23 protein-coding genes are annotated in these 19,900 nt (G+C 38.3%); 21 read left to right on the forward strand and 2 right to left on the reverse strand.

Annotated features, from left to right (window positions below):
* Positions 1 to 426: 426 nt before the first annotated feature.
* The 3 genes from MKL38_RS18430 to MKL38_RS18440 all read left to right on the forward strand — a co-directional run bounded on the left by MKL38_RS18430 (position 427) and on the right by MKL38_RS18440 (position 2,670).
* Complete coding sequence (locus MKL38_RS18430) at positions 427 to 981, forward strand: TetR/AcrR family transcriptional regulator (RefSeq protein ID WP_270904043.1); 555 nt, start codon at positions 427 to 429, stop codon at positions 979 to 981.
* 80 nt (positions 982 to 1,061) lie between these two features.
* Entirely contained in the window at positions 1,062 to 1,832 is a 771-nt protein-coding gene (locus MKL38_RS18435) for a hypothetical protein (protein ID WP_205469531.1), read from the forward strand.
* Between the two features lie 130 nt (positions 1,833 to 1,962).
* Positions 1,963 to 2,670 carry a hypothetical protein gene (locus tag MKL38_RS18440; protein WP_270904044.1) on the forward strand — a complete coding sequence of 236 codons (708 nt, stop codon included), beginning with the start codon at positions 1,963 to 1,965 and terminating at the stop codon, positions 2,668 to 2,670.
* A gap of 58 nt (positions 2,671 to 2,728) precedes the next feature.
* Here MKL38_RS18440 and MKL38_RS18445 read toward each other — a convergent pair whose 3' ends face one another.
* The gene (locus MKL38_RS18445) at positions 2,729 to 2,905 is read right to left on the reverse strand and encodes an ArsR/SmtB family transcription factor (protein ID WP_270904045.1); all 177 of its coding nucleotides are present in this window, start codon (positions 2,903 to 2,905) and stop codon (positions 2,729 to 2,731) included.
* 321 nt (positions 2,906 to 3,226) lie between these two features.
* Between MKL38_RS18445 and MKL38_RS18450 the strand changes: the two genes are divergently transcribed.
* The 6 genes from MKL38_RS18450 (at position 3,227) to MKL38_RS18475 (ending at position 7,193) form a co-directional block, all read left to right on the forward strand.
* The gene (locus MKL38_RS18450) at positions 3,227 to 3,931 is read left to right on the forward strand and encodes a hypothetical protein (RefSeq protein ID WP_270904046.1); all 705 of its coding nucleotides are present in this window, start codon (positions 3,227 to 3,229) and stop codon (positions 3,929 to 3,931) included.
* Positions 3,932 to 4,071: 140 nt separating this feature from the next.
* On the forward strand, positions 4,072 to 4,389 hold the full coding sequence (locus tag MKL38_RS18455; protein WP_270904047.1) for a hypothetical protein: 318 nt from the start codon (positions 4,072 to 4,074) through the stop codon (positions 4,387 to 4,389).
* Between the two features lie 174 nt (positions 4,390 to 4,563).
* The gene (locus MKL38_RS18460) at positions 4,564 to 4,758 is read left to right on the forward strand and encodes a hypothetical protein (protein ID WP_270904048.1); all 195 of its coding nucleotides are present in this window, start codon (positions 4,564 to 4,566) and stop codon (positions 4,756 to 4,758) included.
* Between the two features lie 250 nt (positions 4,759 to 5,008).
* Positions 5,009 to 5,467, forward strand: a complete 459-nt coding sequence (locus MKL38_RS18465; RefSeq protein ID WP_270904049.1) for a hypothetical protein — start codon at positions 5,009 to 5,011, stop codon at positions 5,465 to 5,467.
* 312 nt (positions 5,468 to 5,779) lie between these two features.
* Positions 5,780 to 6,124, forward strand: a complete 345-nt coding sequence (locus MKL38_RS18470; protein ID WP_005047854.1) for a hypothetical protein — start codon at positions 5,780 to 5,782, stop codon at positions 6,122 to 6,124.
* 124 nt (positions 6,125 to 6,248) lie between these two features.
* Positions 6,249 to 7,193 (forward strand): DUF4424 family protein, encoded by a 945-nt coding sequence (locus tag MKL38_RS18475; protein WP_270904050.1) that lies wholly within the window; start codon positions 6,249 to 6,251, stop codon positions 7,191 to 7,193.
* A 124-nt stretch (positions 7,194 to 7,317) separates the two neighbouring features.
* On the opposite strand, the gene MKL38_RS18480 is transcribed toward MKL38_RS18475, so the two are convergent.
* Positions 7,318 to 7,923, reverse strand: a complete 606-nt coding sequence (locus MKL38_RS18480) for an HvfX family Cu-binding RiPP maturation protein (RefSeq protein WP_270904051.1) — start codon at positions 7,921 to 7,923, stop codon at positions 7,318 to 7,320.
* A 164-nt stretch (positions 7,924 to 8,087) separates the two neighbouring features.
* Here MKL38_RS18480 and MKL38_RS18485 point away from each other — a divergent pair, with 164 nt between their 5' ends.
* The 12 genes from MKL38_RS18485 to MKL38_RS18540 all read left to right on the forward strand — a co-directional run bounded on the left by MKL38_RS18485 (position 8,088) and on the right by MKL38_RS18540 (position 19,869).
* Positions 8,088 to 8,360, forward strand: a complete 273-nt coding sequence (locus MKL38_RS18485; RefSeq protein WP_270904052.1) for an HvfA family oxazolone/thioamide-modified RiPP metallophore — start codon at positions 8,088 to 8,090, stop codon at positions 8,358 to 8,360.
* Between the two features lie 69 nt (positions 8,361 to 8,429).
* Complete coding sequence (locus MKL38_RS18490) at positions 8,430 to 9,293, forward strand: HvfB family MNIO-type RiPP peptide maturase (RefSeq protein ID WP_270904053.1); 864 nt, start codon at positions 8,430 to 8,432, stop codon at positions 9,291 to 9,293.
* Positions 9,244 to 9,999, forward strand: a complete 756-nt coding sequence (locus MKL38_RS18495) for an HvfC family RiPP maturation protein (RefSeq protein ID WP_270904054.1) — start codon at positions 9,244 to 9,246, stop codon at positions 9,997 to 9,999. The genes MKL38_RS18490 and MKL38_RS18495 overlap by 50 nt, the downstream gene beginning before the upstream one ends.
* Positions 10,000 to 10,001: 2 nt before the next feature.
* Complete coding sequence (locus tag MKL38_RS18500; protein WP_270904055.1) at positions 10,002 to 10,622, forward strand: RNA polymerase factor sigma-70; 621 nt, start codon at positions 10,002 to 10,004, stop codon at positions 10,620 to 10,622.
* Positions 10,616 to 10,795, forward strand: a complete 180-nt coding sequence (locus MKL38_RS18505; RefSeq protein WP_017400102.1) for a zf-HC2 domain-containing protein — start codon at positions 10,616 to 10,618, stop codon at positions 10,793 to 10,795. Before MKL38_RS18500 ends, MKL38_RS18505 begins: the two co-directional genes overlap by 7 nt.
* A 91-nt stretch (positions 10,796 to 10,886) precedes the next feature.
* Positions 10,887 to 11,798 (forward strand): LysR family transcriptional regulator MumR, encoded by a 912-nt coding sequence (mumR, locus tag MKL38_RS18510; RefSeq protein WP_127491274.1) that lies wholly within the window; start codon positions 10,887 to 10,889, stop codon positions 11,796 to 11,798.
* A gap of 342 nt (positions 11,799 to 12,140) precedes the next feature.
* Positions 12,141 to 13,394 (forward strand): NRAMP family divalent metal transporter, encoded by a 1,254-nt coding sequence (locus MKL38_RS18515; RefSeq protein WP_003650999.1) that lies wholly within the window; start codon positions 12,141 to 12,143, stop codon positions 13,392 to 13,394.
* A gap of 34 nt (positions 13,395 to 13,428) precedes the next feature.
* Positions 13,429 to 14,193 carry a LamB/YcsF family protein gene (locus tag MKL38_RS18520; RefSeq protein ID WP_270904056.1) on the forward strand — a complete coding sequence of 255 codons (765 nt, stop codon included), beginning with the start codon at positions 13,429 to 13,431 and terminating at the stop codon, positions 14,191 to 14,193.
* Positions 14,194 to 14,195: 2 nt separating this feature from the next.
* Positions 14,196 to 15,011, forward strand: coding sequence for a putative hydro-lyase (locus tag MKL38_RS18525; protein WP_270904057.1), 816 nt, complete (start codon positions 14,196 to 14,198; stop codon positions 15,009 to 15,011).
* A gap of 32 nt (positions 15,012 to 15,043) precedes the next feature.
* Entirely contained in the window at positions 15,044 to 16,627 is a 1,584-nt protein-coding gene (locus MKL38_RS18530) for an urea amidolyase family protein (protein WP_270904058.1), read from the forward strand.
* The gene (locus MKL38_RS18535; RefSeq protein WP_270904105.1) at positions 16,627 to 18,345 is read left to right on the forward strand and encodes an acetyl/propionyl/methylcrotonyl-CoA carboxylase subunit alpha; all 1,719 of its coding nucleotides are present in this window, start codon (positions 16,627 to 16,629) and stop codon (positions 18,343 to 18,345) included. Before MKL38_RS18530 ends, MKL38_RS18535 begins: the two co-directional genes overlap by 1 nt.
* A gap of 303 nt (positions 18,346 to 18,648) precedes the next feature.
* Positions 18,649 to 19,869: a chloride channel protein gene (locus MKL38_RS18540; RefSeq protein ID WP_270904059.1), complete on the forward strand. Its 1,221-nt coding sequence runs from the start codon at positions 18,649 to 18,651 to the stop codon at positions 19,867 to 19,869.
* Positions 19,870 to 19,900 lie beyond the last annotated feature (31 nt).

The following is a 19,900-nucleotide window of genomic DNA, read 5'->3' on the forward strand; positions in this document are numbered from 1 at the left end:
TCCCTTCTGAGGGATAGTCTTATGCGTAGACTCCTCGTCTCCTCCCGTAGCGGTAGGACGGGAGAGGGACACCTTCGGGTGTGCTGGTTGTCGTACCAGTCTGCTAACCCTCTTTCGTTCTGCCACCATAATTCTAATGTCTTGGCAGAACTCCAAATAAAAAGGAGTTGGCTTTGCACATTCATTATTTCTTGGCAGCCTTTGCCAAAAGCTATATCGACACAACTTAAACTTTTAAAGCAGTTTGATCGCCGTAAGGTTTTCAGGCTTTAAATTATTTCGTCTAAAAACTTAATCAACAATAAAACTTGAGATGTGCCACGCACAGTCTTTATGGGCTTTGCTATGCCTTTTTTCTCCCAAAAAACGGCAGCGGTTTTTATATCTCATTTGTATACAACAATAATTTTCTATAACGGTAAAACTATGCCACATTCAGATCTTCCATTTCGTGCTTTAAGCGTGCTTCACACTTCAAGATTTCTCTTTAATAAATACGGCTTTCATAACGTCGGGGTAGACCGAATTATCGAGTCGGCAAAAGTGCCCAAAGCTACTTTTTATAACTACTTTCATTCAAAAGAACGTCTCATTGAAATGAGCCTAACCTTTCAGAAAGATGGCCTGAAGCAAGAGGTAATTTCAATTATCCATGTTCAAAAAGAATTAACCCTAGTTGAAAAACTGCGCAAGATTTACTTTTTGCATGCCGACTTAGAAGGGCTTTATCATTTGCCGTTTAAAGCCATTTTTGAAATTGCGAAAACACATCCAAAGGCTTATCAGACCGTAATTGACTATCGGAACTGGTTCATTAATGAAATCTATAATTTGCTTTTAACAACTAATGAAAATGCTTCAAAACAAGATGCACACATGTTTTTGTTTGTGATTGATGGGGCAATGGTTCAGCTTCTAGACCCCAATAAACCAGATGAAAGAAAGCGGTTGCTTGAATATTTTTTGTTGGGGTTTGGGTGAGGGAACTATTATAAGTTTATTGATCATAAACTCTGTGTAATGATTAGAAGTTATCTACTAACTTCTGTTTAAATTTTTGTATGAGTGAAGAGTTATTTTCAGCAATTGCTACTTTAAAAGGTGCACAAATTCAGGCTAATTACACATTAATTGCTTCATGTATTGGAGCTATCGGTATTGTAGTTGGTATTTTACTTTCTTGGTATACAGCATTACATTTGCAAAAAGTATCTCGATTAGCAGAAACTAGGAAAAATGTATATTTAGAGTTTGCAGAATCATATTCTTTATTATTATCAGGTTTGCAAGTATTGCAAATTGAAAAGCATTCTTTCCAAAGTGAGTTGTGGAAAAGAATAATGGCTTTTTCTACAAATCTTGATAAAGTTATATTTGTATGTGATACAAGAACAAAGAAGGAAGTTGTTGATTTTGTTAATTTAATATTGCCAAGAATTGAGTTTTTAATGTTTGAGCTTACGGGGTACTTCGATTTATCTCAAGAACTAGAAAACTTAGTAAAGAGACATAGTGATAGCTTGGATAATTTAAATATTTTATATCATAAACTGGATGAGTTGCGTATTAATAATCTTCAAGATGAGCGAGAAGAAAATATATTTAAGTTGATAGAATTTAAAATTGAGGATGCAGGAAAACTTATGCAACCGATTATTGATAAAGAAGAAGAATTTGAAGAAAAAAATAATAAAATAACTGGAATTATTAAAGAGTTTACTGAAGATTTAAATAAGGGCATAAGTAATGTTATGTATTTATTGCGATCAGAAATCGGTGCTAAGACAGATATTAAGCTAGATAAAAGTATATCAATAGTCAAGAGAGTTTAATGTTGAGATTAGAGATAATGTTAGTTAAATTAGCAACTTATTTGGTTTGAAGATTAGAACGTGAGTGATGAAATGATACTATCAAATGAGGTATTAAAAGGTGAAACATCAATAATAGTAAAATATAGTTATGGCCTCTAAAAACTTTCTGTCTACTATTGCACTGAAAAGTAAGGAGAACAAAGGAAGTATAGCTATATGTTCCATTCTTTTTATTATTCCTTTATTTGTATTTCCTGCCTATCCTAAAAACGAATGGCAGTATGAGCTATATCAATACATCACACAAACTATGCATGTGACTGTTGGTACGAAAGGCCCATTACCGTTTTTTACGATTCTTTATAGTCTTTATATAACCATAGTCATGTTCTTTGTTGGTTGTGTTATCTGCTTTTTTTTTATTAAAAAATATGGGGTTAATAAAGCTTATCAAGAGGAAATTTATAAAATATTTTTTAAAGCCGAATTTGAATCTTCAAAAAAATACCCTTGGTTAGAGAAACCTTTAATCAAAAAGACATTAGTCTCAAGTTTATTTGCCCTATGTTTTATTATCGGAATTTTTCACTTTATTGAGGATGATATTACTCAGCAGAGACCCAGACGTAGAGGTGGACTTATAGTACTTGGGTATAATTACAGAGTGGGGGTGATGATATGGGAAATCATCATAACTGTATTTAGTATATTTCCTATTTTTTATTTTGGTCTTTTATTTCTATATATCATTAATTATTTTTTCCGCGGGTTAGGTACAGGTAAGGTGGCTATCCCTATGTCTGTGCCAAGCAAAAAACAAAAGCGAAGTAAAAGAATTTTAAATAAGAATAAGTAGAGTGTTTTAGTCCCATACTTATTCATAACAAAAGTCATATATTTCCATATGGCTTTCTTTAAGACTGAAAAATACTTTTAAGCAGCGCTATGATTTTTGCGATATCAGGATTTTCTATACGGTAATACAGCGTTTGTGATTCACGACGATACGCAACTAGTCCTTCCTCACGCATTTTTGCAAGATGCTGAGAAAGAGAGGATTGGCTAAGAGAAACTCTTTTAGATCCTAACAAACCAGATGAAAGAGAGCGGTTGCTTGAATATTTTTTGTTGGGGGTTGGGTGATGAGTTTGTCACTAAATTTTAACTTGATATTTAACAAAGCTAATTTTAGAATCCGCCCAACAAATTTTTAGGAGCTTCATTGTGAGTACTTGTTCGAGTGACACTAGTCGATCGGTAATAGTCTAAGTATCCACTGAAGTCCTAACAGACCTCTTTTTGTGGATGCAAGAAGAGGTTTTTTATTTCCATCTTTTCATTTCTATTATTAGCCCATGATTTAATCATGACGGGTTGCAGTACTCGCATATGCTCCATAACTTATGGGAGTGATGCCAGTGGTATTTACTTTAAAGAAACGCTCACTTATTTTTGGTTTCTGTTTATTGGCTTTATCTAACGCTAGCCATAGTGGACGACCTATGGTTGTTGACGATGCAGCTCTTGTTTCTCCAAAAACCTGTCAACTCGAAACATGGATGCAGCATAATCCTGACAACAAAGAATATTGGGCAATGCCTGCCTGTAATTTTGGTGGCAATTTTGAGTTTGCTGTAGGGCTGGGAAGAGTAAACGATGATACTGAGCACGTCAGCTATGCAACCTTACAAGGTAAAACCTTATTAAAGCCTTTAGAAACCAATGATTGGGGAGTTGGTTTTTCTTTTGGCACTCAAATGAATACTAAAGATTCTTCTAAGAAAGATTGGACTGTTAACGTTCCATTAAGTGTTTCTACTTTCGATGATAAATTTTTAATCCATGCCAACCTTGGTTGGTTACGTGAAAATACCACGCATAAAAACCAGACCACGTGGGGAATTGGAACCGAAACACAACTTACTCATCCATTAACGCTCACTGCCGAAGTATATGGTAATGACCGAAACGACTCCTTTTACCAGACAGGTTTTAGATACATGGTCTATAAAGACTTTATTCAATTAGATGCAAGTTATGGCAATCAAATTTCTCATCACGATAATGCATTTTTCTCTGTCGGATTTGTTTTTCTAACAAAGCCATTTTTACCTTGATGATTAGAAATCTCTTTATCTATCAAAAAATCTGACAGATTCTAATTTTTGATATCAGATAAATACATTTATCCTAATTGGACTTGAGCACATCCTTTTGAAGTGTTCCTCTTTTGATTAGTTTTTTAGGTATTTAAAAAATGAATAAAATGCATGTAAGTTTAGCGGTAATTATTGGTTTAATTGTTGGTGGAGTAATCGGCGCTCTAGGTTACTCTAAAACTGCTGCGCGTTATGACGCGATGACCGCAGCATGTGTAATGGTAAACCAAGCTGTTGAACATGACATCTTGAAACCAGAACAAGTGAAAGAGCTTGGTGAGCTAACAGGACAAAGCCTTAAAAAAGATTACAAGTCAGTTGCATCCAAATTCAAATTCTCTGAAAAGCAATTAGGTAATGCATCTGAAGGTTCTAATTGTAGTCAGTTTATTGTTGGGGTAAATGCCGCACAATAACAATCAAGAAGCCCACAGTAAGTGGGCTTTTTTATAATGTTCAGTTAGGGCAGCTACAATATTAACTGAACATATCATTTATAGACTGCTATAATAATGATCAATTTAAAATCTAAAATATAAGCTTGCCTAAAGGCAGGCTTTTTGTATGTGTAAACAAGTCTGCTAGGAAATATGAAACGCTATTTAAAACAAACTGAATCCACTACGGCTAATTGGACAACAGAGCAAGACTGCTTCTTGATCGAAAATAATTCTCTCTCAATTTACGAACTCACAGAACACTTGCCTTTTTCTGAGGAAGAAATAAGAGTGCGTAGATCTGTTTTGGGTTTGATGCGACGTGATAAACAGATGAAAACATATTAATTTTACCAATTGGTATAAAATAATATGAAAGTAAATGTTTCTAATTATCTCTATTCAACCATTCATTTTGTGGATGAGTTATCAAAACCATAATTTTTTTAGGTGTTTTTTAGGCTTTCTTTACATAAGATGTTAATTACTTACAAACCACACCAATAAGATTACCTTTGCTTACATTTCTTTGAGCATAATCAAAGTCATAAAAGATTTTTAGATCAGCACTTTATAACAATAGTACGGAGAGAGGTTAATGCCAAAGTATTTAGCTGTAGCCGAAAAGGTTTATAAAAATATTAAAAAAGATAGCTTATTCACTGATGACATTACTCAGAATCTCAACTGTTTAATTAGTCAGATTCGAAAAGCGATCAAGGGTACTGAGTTTAAGCTCAAGTTCAACTATATAGATTTTGAAGAGAACTTAACCAAACCTTTAAGTGAATGCAAAGTTAAAATTGACCTAAGTGTCATGCCAAAATTTGCAAATGAAGGAGAGTATCTTCTTTGGTTAGCAGGTTTTATTGAAAGAATTACGGAAGGTGGAAAACCTAAATTGCCACCAATTTCGCAATTTCTTCCACCAGGTTTTAAGATGTCGAAAGATGCATTTCCTGTATCTGTAGCTCCTCAAAAAGAAGAGCATGCAGACTTGATTATCAATTATTTTAAATCTGAAGATTTTACTAAAACCAATAAAACTCCTTCATAAAAAGAATGTAGAAGTGACGGTCCACCACACTTCTATATACTGCTGGGTTAACTTCAGCGACCGCCTTCTGGGGCGGTTTTTTTTGTCTTAATCCCATCCTAACTAACTTTTAACATTGTCTAAATTTAGATTTTAGAAAATTTTAAATGTATACAAATGTGCAAATATCTATTGAATCATAATAGATAACAATCTCTTAGAGATATTTGTTAATAAAGAAAAATATACGGTTTTCACATAAGCAATGTGTCAAGTAACGCAATTAAACATTTAGCTGTTCATAATCTTTAAAAAAAGGGGAATATAAATAATATGAACGAAAATGCCGAGCTAATTAAATACATAGATGTTGCTGAAAATGTATATGAACGTATTTATGAAAATAACCAAGTTTCAAATAACTTGATTGTTAACCTCAATCGAATTATGGCTGAAATCAAAAAGCAAGCCGAAGAAAAGGATCTAAAATTAAAGTATAACTCTATCGATTTTGAATATTGCCTGAGTTTGCCTTTAGCAGATAGAGATATAAAAGTTGATTTAAGTTTGATTCCTCATTTTGAACATCGTGATGAATGCATTTTATGGCTAACCAATTTTATTGGAAAAATTAGTGTGCAAAAAAAGATGATGAGGCAAAAACTAAATTATCATTAAAATGAATTAGATTTTAAATTCATGAACGAACCGTCTTTAGACGGTTTTTTGTGGGTGAAATATATAATATGATTTACCACAGATTGACATTCCATAATTAGAAAATGATATAGAGCGCTTTAAAATGAAAAAGCTTGTAATGACTTTTGCTGTATTAATTCAACTATCGACCTATAGCGTAGCCAATGATTCTACGGGCTATGTCGGTACGGGTGGAATTCAATATCTCAAAAATTCGCAGATTGCCATGCAAAGCGAAGATCTATTTATTAGTAAAAAACTGATTAAGGTCGATTACCTCTATAAAAACCTAAGCAATAAAGAGGTCACTGAAACCATTTTATTTCCCTTACCGCGCATTGATAATTTTTTTGAGTCTGATTTTGCCCATACCGAAGAACTTCTAAAAAGTTTTAAGATAGTGGTGGATGGGAAAAATATAAAACCGGAAATGCATGTCAGAACGTTTATTCAAAAAGATGAAAAATCATCGCTAATTGATGCAACAGATGAGTTTAAGCAATGCGGTTTTAGTGAAAAAGATATGCTCAACCCGTGGCTGCGTAATAACTATGATTATGAGTATTATGTAGATAAGCTAAAGCAATGTAATAAACCACAAATACAGAAAATTTTAGCTAATTTTAAAAAAGATGATGTAATCCCGTGGTCATCTCAAGTGATCTATAGTTGGAAGCAAACCTTTAAAGCCAATAGTTTGACTAAAATTCACCATGAATATAAACCTTTGGTGGGTGGTTCTGTTGCTTTATATCCCGAGGAAGATAGCCGACAATTTTGTATGGATAAGCAATTTAAGCAGGGCTTAAAAAAAGCCCGTGCAGAAAATTCACCATTTAGTGCTTTGGGCTATATTTTGACGACAGGTGCAAATTGGGCAAAGCCGATTGAAAACTTTAAGTTAACCATTGAGCGCGATAAAAATGAACTGGTTTCTTTTTGCTGGGATGGTCAAGTTAAAAAGATTAGTCCAACTCAATTTCAGATGACCAAAACCAAATTTGTACCCAAAAAAGACCTTGATATTATTTTTGTGAGAGTTAGATAATTTCATACAAGCTTCTGGTTTTACCAAATTGCCTCACTATTGATTGTGTGTCATGAGCTAAACATGGCACACAATAAGAAAAAGATACTCAATGTTGCCGCCATGAGGGTTCTTAACGTAATGATTAATTAGACAGTTTCTTTTTAATCCAATAATCTAAACTAAAATAACGGCCGCCTCCAAGAACAAGCAGTGCGAGAAGCATGACTAAATACGTAGTGGCAAACTCAATTCCATTATTTAAAATTACAAACGAACCATTGGAAGTGAGCCAGTCATAATTGCCGTAGGTTTGTAATATTTCGCGAGCCTTTTCTAACTTTTCAGCTGACTCCAAGACCTGCATGTTTGCAAAGGGTGCATTTGGATCAGCAATCGCTTGCCATCCATTTGGTAGATGTACCGTAAATATAGCAACCAACATCGTAATAATGAGGGGAATACTAATTAAGCGAGTAAAGAGGCCAAATGTTAATAATATTGCACCCGCGAGTTCAGTTGTTGTTGCAAGCAGGGCCATTAAATGCGGAAAGGGAAGTCCTAAACCTCCATCTGAGTTGCCAAACCACTCTACAATATCATTGAAGTGCATTAATTTATTTGTACCTGCCATCCAAAATATAGGAACTAAATACAATCTAAGAGCCAGAGCTGCGACGCCGTCCGCATGTTGTAGAGTTTTACCCAGTGTTTGATAATATTGAGATAAACCATAAATAAAATTCTTCATGATAATTTCACATCCGATGCGATTGAATATTAATTAGTCGGATAGGAACTGTATTTCTTACATAAAAAAAATTTTTATTTAAGGTGTAATAAAAAAGGATTTGGTCCGTCTAACTATACGTACAAATGTACAAACCGAGAATTTATCTTTAAAGGAATACTAAAATGAATAAACTCAACTCAATGACTTCAGTGGCGGCATTATTAGCACTATCAGTTGCTGGCGCTACACAAGTGGTAGCAGCAACCCATACAACAACCGAAGCACATGCAACCAAAGCAGCAGATGGAAAATGTGGTGAAGCAAAATGCGGAGCCAACAAAATGAAAAACCACGAAAAGTCTGCCGAAGCAAAATGTGGTGCAGATAAAAAAGCAGCGGACGGCAAGTGCGGTGCAGATAAAAAAGTCGCTGACGGTAAGTGCGGCGCTAAGTAAACAATCTGATCATGGATGATGTCGACCTTCTGGTAAGTGTCGGCATCATTTCCAAAAGGAGAAATCACCATGATGGATTTGTCAGGCGTAGGGCTGGGTTTAAGGCGTGATTTTATAGATTCGTTTTTAGATGCAAAAACATGTCCCGATTTTATCGAAGTTGCTCCTGAAAACTGGCTAGGTTTTGGTGGACGACATGCAAAATTACTCGCGCAGTGTGTTGAAAAAGCCCCATTAATTTGTCATGGCTTGTCATTGTCTATTGGCGGTCCTCATCCACTGAATCTTGAATTTATCAGCAAAATAAAAAGCTTTTTAGAACAATATGATGTCTCTATTTATTCTGAACATTTAAGTTATACAAATGATGGGGGCTATCTATATGATTTGTTGCCAATCCCCATGACTGAAGCTGCTGTTAAATATGTCGCTGAACGTATTTTACGTGTTCAAGATATTTTAGGAAGACGATTAGTCATAGAGAATGTTTCTACTTATTTAATGCCCAATGCTGAAATGAGTGAAGCGGAATTTATCCGTGAAGTTCTTCAATATGCAGACTGTGATTTACTTCTGGATGTAAATAATGTCTATGTCAACAGTATTAATCATGGCAGTGATGCGTTTGGATTTATTCGGGAGATGCCAAAAGAGAGAATCCGTTATTTACATATTGCTGGGCATGAACAAGTTCAGAAAAATTTATTAATTGATACGCATGGCGCAGAAGTTTGTGATCGCGTATGGGAACTATTGAGATATACCTATCAAGTATGTGGTGTGAAAGCAACTTTACTTGAGCGCGACTTTAATATTCCATCATGGCGAGAGCTAGAAGAGGAACTAGCCAAAATTAAAATAATTCAACAACAGGAGAGTGGCTATGAAGGAAAATCAAATATCCTTCCAAACCATGCAACAACAGTTTTGTGACTGGATTAGAGATCCTGATTTGGAATTACCTCAAGCTCTTCCTGCCGAACGAATGCATATTTATCGAGACTTGCTTTTTAATAATGTCAGCTCATTTATTGAGTTAGTTTATCCCGTAGCTCGTGCGATGTTGCCAGAATTAAAGTGGCAACAATTACTCTCGGAATTTTTTCAAAAAGCCCAGTGCCGCTCACCTTGGTATAATGATATTTCTCTGGAGTTTAGAGAGTATTTGACAGATCAGCAGCACCCGATATTGCAAGAATATCCTTGGTTGGCTGAGTTGTTGCAGTTTGAATGGCTTGAGTTGTATTTAGATACTGTTGAAATTGAAAAAATAGTCTTGCAGAAAAACTGTGATTGGCAGTTAACCACGAAGGTATGGGTATTGGTTTATCAATATCCCGTTTATACGTGGACAACTTTAATGACTCCAGAACAGGTCGAGTCTATGCCTGGAGCAATTATGGTCTGGCGAGATGAACAAGACAAAGTATGTATTGAACAGCTTTCGCCTTTGTTTGCTATGGTGATTGAACAGTTGACTCAAAATGTAAAGTTAACTGACCAAGATATTCATACACTCATTCAATCTGTACTCACTGATTTGTCTGAACATGATATTTATCTGCAGATTCAAGAACTAAAAGCACTTTTAACTCGAGTGCGATTGATTCAAGTTCCCCATGATTTTAAAGAGGTATAAGGATGACTTCAGCCGTGGCATCTGATCATGAAGAAATAGAAGATCAGTTGCATAATCCAGCCTTTTTACAAGACTTAAGACAGCAAATGATAAAATTTGCTTTTTTACAGCTTTCTTCTCTTCCTCAAGCTGAAGATGTGGTGCAAGAGGCATTAACGAGTGCTTTCCAGCATTTAGATTCATTTAAAGGGCGTGCTGCGTTTAAAACATGGGTGTTTGCCATTTTAAAAAATAAAATTATTGATATGATTCGGCAAAAATCGCGCTTGGTCGCAATGACTGAATTATTTAAAGATGAGGAAAGTGAACTGAGTATTGATGCACTGTTTGATGCTTCTGGACATTGGCATAAATATGAAGCGCCTCAAGCATGGCAAAGCCCTGAAGAAATGATGGAGCAGGCAGATTTTTGGATGATTTTTGAAGCTTGTTTAAATCATTTACCCGCCAAATATGCTCAAGTTTTTATGATGAGAGAGGTGATAGAGCTGAGTTCTAATGAGATTTGTAGCAAGTTGGAATTGTCTATCTCAAACTTTAATGTGTTGATGTATCGGAGTCGTACCCGACTACGTGAATGTTTAGAAAATAAATGGTTATTGAAGGAGGATTGTTCATGCTGACATGTCGACAAGCCACTCAACTGTTGTCTGAAAAGCAAGATAGACCATTGTTATTACGTGAGCAAAGTGGTTTACAACTGCATTTATTGGCGTGCCGCTCATGCCGCCGTTATTCAAAACAGATCAAAACAATTAGTCAGCTTTCTAAAGCATTTAAAAATTTGGATGGCTAATTTTATTTAAAAATTTATTTATTGCTAGCCTAATCACGCTAACAACTCCCATACTATAAAAGTAAAGGAGTTTTTTAAGACAGGATGAAACGTGAATTTAAAGAATCTTGAAGCATTTTATTGGGTTGTGACTTTAAAGAGCTTCAATAAGGCCGCGACTAAATTACAAACCACACAGCCTGCGGTCTCTCAAAAAATCACATCTCTTGAAAATGAATTAGGCTTTAAAGTTTTAGATCGAAGTTATCGGCAGCTTAAACCAACACACAAAGGTTTAACTTTATTTAAGTACGCCGAAAAATTTATGCGACTAGAGACAGATCTGGTGGCTGAACTGACTGAAAACCAGCACCTGACTGGTACCATTCGTTTAGGCGTTTCCGAAACTATTGTTTATACATGGTTGGTTGAATATATCGAAAAGGTTCAGCAAGAATTTCCAAAAATTTCAGTAGAAATTGTGGTGGACCTAACACCTAACTTACAAGAAGGTGTGCGTACAGGTGATTTGGACATGGCCTTTTTGTTGGGGCCAACGTTGGCTTTTGAATGTATTGAACAGGCATTGTGTGACTTTGAGCTGAGCTTTTTGGCTTCGCCGTCATTTAAGGGCTGTGTGGCTCAAATGTCTTTTAAAACTCTCATGTCTCATACCATTTTAACTTATCCAAAAATTACTTATCCCTATAAAGAATTGAAAGCCAGAATGAAAGAACAAGGGATTGATGAACCACTTTCAATTACCAGTTATTCATTGGCAACTCTGTTGCGTTTAGCTGAGCAAGGCTTAGGTATTGCTGTCGTGCCGACCTTAACCGCTTTAAAAGAAATTACTGATGGCCGACTAGAAATATTAAATACACCCATTCAGTTAAAGACCTTTCATTTTACCTCGATCTACATTCAAGGAAATGATGTTGCCTTGAAAGAAAAATTGACAGAGGTTGCCGTTAAAGTCTCGGAAAGTGCCATGAAAAGCCTCAATGAAAAAATCCAAAAATAAGCGCTGTTATTATTTTTTATAAAATATTTTTTCTTATTTTAAATAGGCTGCTTGCATGCAAAGTCATAAAAGCAGCTTATGAAGTTTGATAAGTAAAACTTATCCTGATTTTTTAATAAACATTAAATCATTTAAAATCAAATATTTGATGTTTTTATTTTATGTAAAAAGTCTTATTGTCCGTAGGGATTAGCTATGTTTTTATTTTAGATACAAGATTTGATCACCGATTGTGTTGATTGGGGAACAGGGAATCTTTGTCATTTAAAAGGATTAAAGAATATCGTTTGGGAACGAAATGGTGTTCTTGGTTCAACTTGCAAATAGCGTTGTTAAGCTCAAATGGATGAGGAACGCATTAATATGTCTTTACTGAAATCTTCTTTTTTATCAGATCGCCAATGGGCCATTGTTGCCTCAATCTTTATGATGGCGACCTCTGCAATGGGGCCCGGCTTTTTAACCCAAACTGCTGTATTTACAGTGAAGTTAGGCGCGGCATTTGGCTTTGCCATTTTAGTTTCCATTCTGATTGATTATGTGGTTCAACAAAATATTTGGCGAGTGGTCACACTCACTCAAATGCGTGCATCGGATATTGCCAATAAAGCAATTCCCGGCAGTGGTTACTTACTGGCTTTTCTGGTCATTCTAGGTGGTTTTTTCTTTAGTATTGGTAACATTGCAGGTGCGGCTTTAGGTCTAAATGCGCTTTTTGGCCTAGACACAAAGTGGGGCGGTATTTTAAGTGGTGCGTTAGCCATTTTGATTTTTGCCTCAAGAAAAGCAACGCTTGCCATGGATAAAAGCATGATCGTGTTGGGATTGCTTAAAATTCTCCTGATCATTATTGTTGCCGTCATCGTAATGCCTCCTGTGGGTCAAGCTGTACATCAAACCTTTGCTCCAGATCAGATTGACTTCGCCATTATTACGACCATTGTCGGCGGTACGGTTGGTGGTTATATTTGCTATGCAGGCGCACATCGTTTACTCGATAAAGGCGCTGTTGGTCCTGAAAATATTGATGAAGTCGCTAAAGCTGCAACCAAGGGCATTATTGTTGTCGGCATCATGCGCTATGTGCTGTTTTTAGCATTTTTAGGTGTAGTGGTGAGTGGTGCAAATATTGATTTAGCCAGCCATGACGCCAATCCTGCAGCTCAAGCATTCCAATATGCAGCGGGCACATTTGGTTTTAAATTATTTGGTTTAATTTTCTGGGCAGCCGGCATTAGTAGCACCATTGGCGCAGCATATACTTCAGTGTCGTTCTTTAACGTGTTTAAAAAGAACTTAACACCAAAACAAAACAACTATACGACCATTACTTTTATCGCATTGGCTTTATTGCTGTATGTGTTATTAGGCGCAACTCCAGCAGGTCTACTCATTTTTGTCGGTGGTTTTAACGGTTTAGTGTTGCCAATTGGCCTTACAATTTTTGTATATGTTGCTGCATGCCGTAAAGATTTAATGGGTAATTATAACTATCCAAAATGGTTACTTATTTTGGGTGGATTAACATGTCTGTTGACGTGGTGGATGGGCTATATGTCGTTTACGACAGTGTTTAACTATTTGACCAAGCTTTAAGCCAGACTTTGTTAAGTGATAAAGGAATGATGCCATGTTTGTAGATTTAAATAGTGATTTGGGTGAGAGCTTTGGGTCATGGAAAATGGGTAATGATGACCAGATTTTACCTGTCGTGACCAGTGCCAATATTGCTTGTGGCTTTCATGCGGGCAACCCACTCGGCATTTTAAAAACGGTTCGTAAAGCCGTTGAGCTTGGCGTGACCATTGGCGCTCACGTGTCTTACCCAGACCTTGTAGGCTTTGGCCGCCGTAATATGGATTTGTCACGTGACGAATTGATTGCTGATGTGCTTTACCAAATTTCTGCACTCGATGGCTTGGCTAAAGTGGCAGGCTCAAAAGTGCAATACGTTAAACCACATGGCGCGCTCTACAACACCATTGCACATGACCAAGCTCAAGCAGCAGCCGTGATTGATGCGATTAAAATGTATAACCCTGAACTGGTTTTGGTGGCTTTGGCTGGATCAAATTTAGTAGAGCAGGCACGTGCGGCTGATTTAAAAGTCGTGTCTGAAGCATTTGCTGACCGTGCGTATAACAGCGATGGTTCATTGGTATCTCGCCGCCTAGAAGGTGCGGTTTTACACGACTCGGCATTTGTTGCCAGTCGTGTGGTTTCAATGCTTAAAAATGGTGGAGTTGAGTCAATTGACGGTGTATTTACCCCAATTCAAGCCGACACCATTTGCCTACATGGCGACACTGACGGTGCGCTAGAAATGTCGGCAGCCATTAAAGCCGAGCTTGTAAAAAACAATATTGAAATCCGCCCGTTTGTAAACAAAGCATAAGGATGAGCACAATGTATAAGGATATTAAAGTCGACCCAGCTCAGCTTGAAGCTGCGTTAGATGCGCGTTTAAAAATCCGTGCAGGTTTTGATAAACCAACAGCAGGAATGGCGGCTGGCATGACTCAGGTCAACATGATTTCAGTGCCAAAAGAGTGGGCTTACGATTTCCTTCTTTACGCACACCGTAATCCGCAAAGTTGTCCAGTGCTCGATGTGCTCGAAGAAGGCATCTATGCAACCAAGCTTGCCGCAGACTCAGACATCCGAACTGATTTCCCCCGTTATCGCGTTTGGAAAGATGGCGAAATGGTCGATGAAGTGACCGATGCAAGCGAGATTTATAATGCCCATCCAGATTTGGTTACTTTCTTAATTGGTTGTAGTTTTTCGTTTGAAACAGCTTTGCAAGAAGCGGGTATTGAAGTTCGCCATATCCATGATGACACCAATGTGCCGATGTATCTGAGCAATATTCAGTGCCAGCCAGCAGGGCGTATTTCTGGAAATATGGTGGTTTCAATGCGACCAATTCCATCTCATCAAATTAGTGAAGCTGTAAAAATTACCGCGCGTATGCCAAGTGTTCATGGTGCACCTGTGCATATCGGGCACCCTGAAAGCTTAGGAATTCAGGATGTAAATAAGCCAGACTTTGGTGATGCCTCACGTATTGAAGCGGGTGAAATTCCAGTGTTTTGGGCTTGCGGTGTAACGCCTCAAGCGGCAGTCATGAACTCGAAAATTCCTTTTGCGATTAGTCATGCACCGGGTCACATGTTTATTACCGACATTCCTGACCGTGCTTGGATTGGCTAACTGGACTAAAGAAGAATTAAAAGGATAAGCAAATGCGTTTTTTATCGGTAAACGCCGATTGTTTTCTGATTGAGCTTGCGAGCCTAGAGGAAACTTTGGCGTTGTACAATAAATTGCAAAATACGCAATTGAATGGAATTAAAGACTTAGTCCCTGCTGCAAAAACAATTTTGGTTTTTTTTAACGAGATCGAAACCAATTTTAAAACGCTGGTTGCTTCAATTCAGAGCCTCAAGATTGATTCTGGATTTGAGCGTAGCGGACAAGAAGTAATTGTACCGATTCGTTATGACGGTGAAGACCTTGCTCAGGTTGCTGAGTTACAAGGTTTGTCGATCGCAGATGTGATTAGAAAACATCACGAAAGCGTGTGGAATGTGGCTTTTATTGGTTTTGCGCCGGGTTTTGCTTATATGAGCAGTCCCGATCGGCCTTTTACCGATATTCCACGCTTAACAGTTCCGCGTAAAAAAATACCGTCAGGTTCTTTAGGCTTGGCTGGAAAATACTCTGGTATTTACCCAAAAGACAGTCCGGGTGGCTGGCAGCTTATTGGTACAACATCGGAAAAAATGTGGGATTTAGAGCGTAAAAATCCTGCATTGCTGTTACCGGGCATGACCGTACATTTTGAAGATGTTACGCATCGCCCAACAACCGTAAATGTACCGCAGCAAATTACTCGTACGGTTGAGCCTAAACAATCTACACCACTGTTTAAGATCACTGCACCAAGTTTACAGATGCTTATTCAAGATGAAGGACGGTTAAACCAGACCAATATTGGTGTCGGAGTCGCAGGTGCAATGGACTTATCTGCCATGCATAGTGCTAACCGTATTGTGGGTAACCCAACCGATACACCCGTCATTGAAGTTTTAAATGGTGGCTTAAAAGCCAAAATGCAGCATGCTGGCGTTATTGCGGTTGCAGGTGCCATTTCAAACATTCGTGTGAAATTTGCCGATGGTCAAACAGCAGACTTTGAAAGCTATCAACCGATTGATCTGGATGAAGGTGATGAATTTCAAATTCAGCCACCGACAGCAGGGCTTCGAAATTATTTGGCTATTCGTGGTGGCATAGACGTTGAACCAGTACTCAATAGTGCTTCGTTTGACAGCTTGGCGGTGTTAGGGCCAGAGCCTTTAAAGCTTGGAGATACGATTTATCTAGGACAGGTGAAGGTAGCCAACATTAGTGTAAATGAAGTAGGCAAAAGCGATTTGCCAAAAGCTGGTGAAGTAGTTGAGCTAGATATTGTGATGGGACCACGCACAGACTGGTTTGAGCAAGACAGTATTGAACTGCTGTGTCAGCAAGAATGGTTGGTGACCAATGAGAGCAACCGAGTCGGCCTAAGACTTTCAGGTGAGCAGCCTTTATCTCGCAAAATTACCCATGAACTGGAAAGTGAAGGCACATGCATTGGTGCTTTGCAGATTCCACCGAGTGGTCAGCCGGTTTTGTTTATGAATGATCACCCTTTAACGGGCGGATATCCAGTCATTGGCGCTGTTGCTAAACACCATTGGGATTTGGTGGCGCAGATACCAGCAGGTTGCCATATCAAATTTAAAAAAATTGCAGAATTTACAGATTTTGAGAATGAATGATGAATACAGAAAAATTATTGATTGCTAACCGTGGTGAAATTGCCGTTCGTATTATCCATGCTTGCCGTGATATGGGAATTGCATCGGTTGCGTTATATGCAGATGATGACATTGGCAGCATGCATGTCGAACTTGCAGATGAAGCATGGGGCTTGGCTGGTGCGACTGCCAGCGAAACCTATTTAAATATTCCTGCCATTATCGAAGTTGCCAAAAAATCGAAAGCGACTATGGTTCATCCGGGTTATGGCTTTTTATCTGAACGTGCCGAATTTGCCCAAGCCGTGATTGATGCAGGCTTAAAATGGGTAGGGCCTTCACCAAGTGCCATTGAAAAACTAGGCGATAAAATCGAAGCGCGTAAAATTGCCGCTTCAGTGGGCGCGCCGTTAGTTCAAGGTACGCAAGATCCACTCAACAATGCAGATGAAGCTTTAGAGTTTGCTAAACAATTTGGTTTACCGATTGCCATTAAAGCTGCGTTTGGTGGCGGTGGCCGCGGCTTAAAAGTTGCGTGGAAACTCGAAGAAGTTCAAGAGCTTTATGAGTCGGCAGTACGAGAGGCAAAAGCTGCCTTTGGTCGTGGTGAATGTTTTGTCGAGCAATATCTCGATAAACCGCGCCATGTAGAAGCGCAAGTGATTGCCGATCAGCATGGCAACATTGTTGTACTTGGCACACGTGATTGCTCGTTGCAACGCCGTAACCAAAAGTTAGTCGAAGAAGCGCCAGCACCATTTATTAGCGACGAGATTTATCAACAAATTTTAACCTCGGCAAAAGACATTTGTCAGGCTGCAAATTACGTTGGTGCAGGAACAGTTGAATATTTACTGAGCCGCGATGGAAAGCTTTCATTTTTAGAAGTAAACACACGTTTGCAAGTTGAGCACCCAGTTACCGAAGAAACCTCAAAAGTCGATTTGGTGGTAGAGCAAATTCGTGTCGCGCAGGGCCAAGCGCTTTCCATTAAAGAAACTCCAAAAGCCCAAGGCCATGCGATTGAGTTTCGTATTAATGCCGAAGACCCAGCACGTGGGTTTATTCCTGCGTTTGGTGTGTTGAGTTTGTTTGAGGCACCGTTTGGTAATGGTGTACGAGTGGATACAGGCGTTCGAACTGGTTCATTAGTGTCTAGCCACTTTGACTCACTCATGGCAAAACTGATTGTGACTGGTCCAACCCGTGAAGTTGCAATTGCTCGCGCTAAACGTGCTTTGAAGCAATTTAAAATTGAAGGCGTGGCTTCGGTTTTAGACTTTCACCGTGCGGTACTCAATGAACCTGACTTTACAGATGAATTTAATGTACACACCCGTTGGATCGAGAATGACTTTAAACAAGAGTTAAAGCCAACTAAACGCGGTATTCCAAACCATCAACAACCGATGTTGCTGAGCTACATTGAAATTGATGGCAAGTTACACCGTTTAGGTTTACCAGCGGGCATGTTTGCACAAGGTCCAGCAACGGCAAGTCAAGCACAAACTAACGAGCCAGAAGTAAGTGCTGAGCATTTACTTGCCCCAATTAATGGTGTGATTAGCGCTTGGAAAGTCGAAAATGGAGAGCAAGTCACAGAAGGGCAAGTGGTCGCCATTATGGAAGCTATGAAAATGGAAGTTCAGGTACTGGCGCATCGCAGTGGGGTGATTCAGATAGAGGCAGAGAAGGGCGCGACCTGCCATGCAGAAACCATTATTGGTAGTATTAATTAAGATTTGAACATGTGATTTGGCCTGATTGTGTTTCTTGTTTGATCGGGTCAAATCGAATGCTTATTTATTAACTCAGTTAGCCATTTTCACAGTACCCGTTAACCATTTTCAACTTGAAAGCCAGAATGGGTTATGAGATATTTCGCCCAGTTTGGTGATATCAAGATTGATCACTGTATTGAAAGCTCGCCTTATGCGAGCTTTAATTTTTAGACCAGTTTAAGCATTTCTCACTTAATGAGCTGGCTGCATAAAAAAATTGAGAATTTATCATCCATTTTAAAGGCTAATTGAAGAACGCGAATGAAAATTCTACCTTCATCTGAATATGATCAAATTCTAAAATACAGTGTCTATTGGCTCGTCATCTCGATTGTGATTGGAGTCGTCGCGGGGCTGGCTTCGACTTTAATTTTTGTGGCTTTTGATATTTCAAATAAAGTCAGAAGTCTGCATCACTGGCTCATCTATTTCTTGCCTTTTGTTGGGTTTGGTATTGGTTATCTCATTAAAAAATATGGTTCACCCATTGAACGGGGAACCCATTTACTCATTGATGAAATTCACCAGCCTAAATCGTTCATTCCAAAACGAATGAGCCCCATCATTTTTATCACCTCAATTTTAACGCAGTTGTTTGGTGGTTCGGCAGGGCGTGAGGCACCAGCAGTTCAGCTTTCAGGTGCTTTAATTGATCACTTGAGCCATATATTAAAAGTCTCGGAAGATAACCGAAAAATTTGTTTAATCGCCAGTATTGGTGCGGGCTTTGCAGGGGTATTTGGCTTGCCTCTGGCGGGTGCAATTTATGGCTTGGAAATTACTGCTTTAGGTAATTTAAGATATTCAGCCATGTTTCCATGTTTTGTGTCTGCTCTTGTAGCATCGACCATCCCTGAGCTATTCGATATTGTTCACCCACACATTTTTTATGTGATTAGTGAGTTTCCGCCTATTCATTTCGGCACGCTCATGAACTTAATTGTGGCAGGGTTAATCTTTGGTTTGATTGCACGTTTCTTTATTGCTGCAATCCATTTTGCCAGTGACATCTTTTACAAATACATTCGCTATTTGCCATTAAGAACGATGGTGGGCGGTATCGTGATTATGCTACTTACTTTGTTCACTGCGCATCAGCAATACAATGGTTTGGGCACAGATAAAATCATTGCATCTTTTTATGTGCCGATTGAATTTTACGACTTTTTTAACAAGACCATTTTTACTGCCATTACTTTAGGTTCGGGTTTTAAAGGTGGTGAGATTACGCCATTGTTTTATGTGGGTGCGACATTAGGTAATGCTTTAGGGGCGGTTTTAAACTTGCCAATTTCATTGCTTGCAGGCTTAGGTTTGGTGAGTCTGTTTTCGGGGGCGAGTAAAGCGCCGTTGACGTCTATTATTTTAGCTGTTGAGCTATTTGGAATGAATGTTGCGACTTATGCCATTATTACTTGTTTGTTGGCAGCGCTATTTTCTGGGAATTGTGGGTTGTATCGCCGTAAGAAGTTGATGGATTGATAAATTTTGCTTATCAAGAAAAATCTTTAGC

Source organism: Acinetobacter sp. AOR14_HL (genome assembly GCF_027855175.1).
Lineage (GTDB): Bacteria > Pseudomonadota > Gammaproteobacteria > Pseudomonadales > Moraxellaceae > Acinetobacter > Acinetobacter calcoaceticus.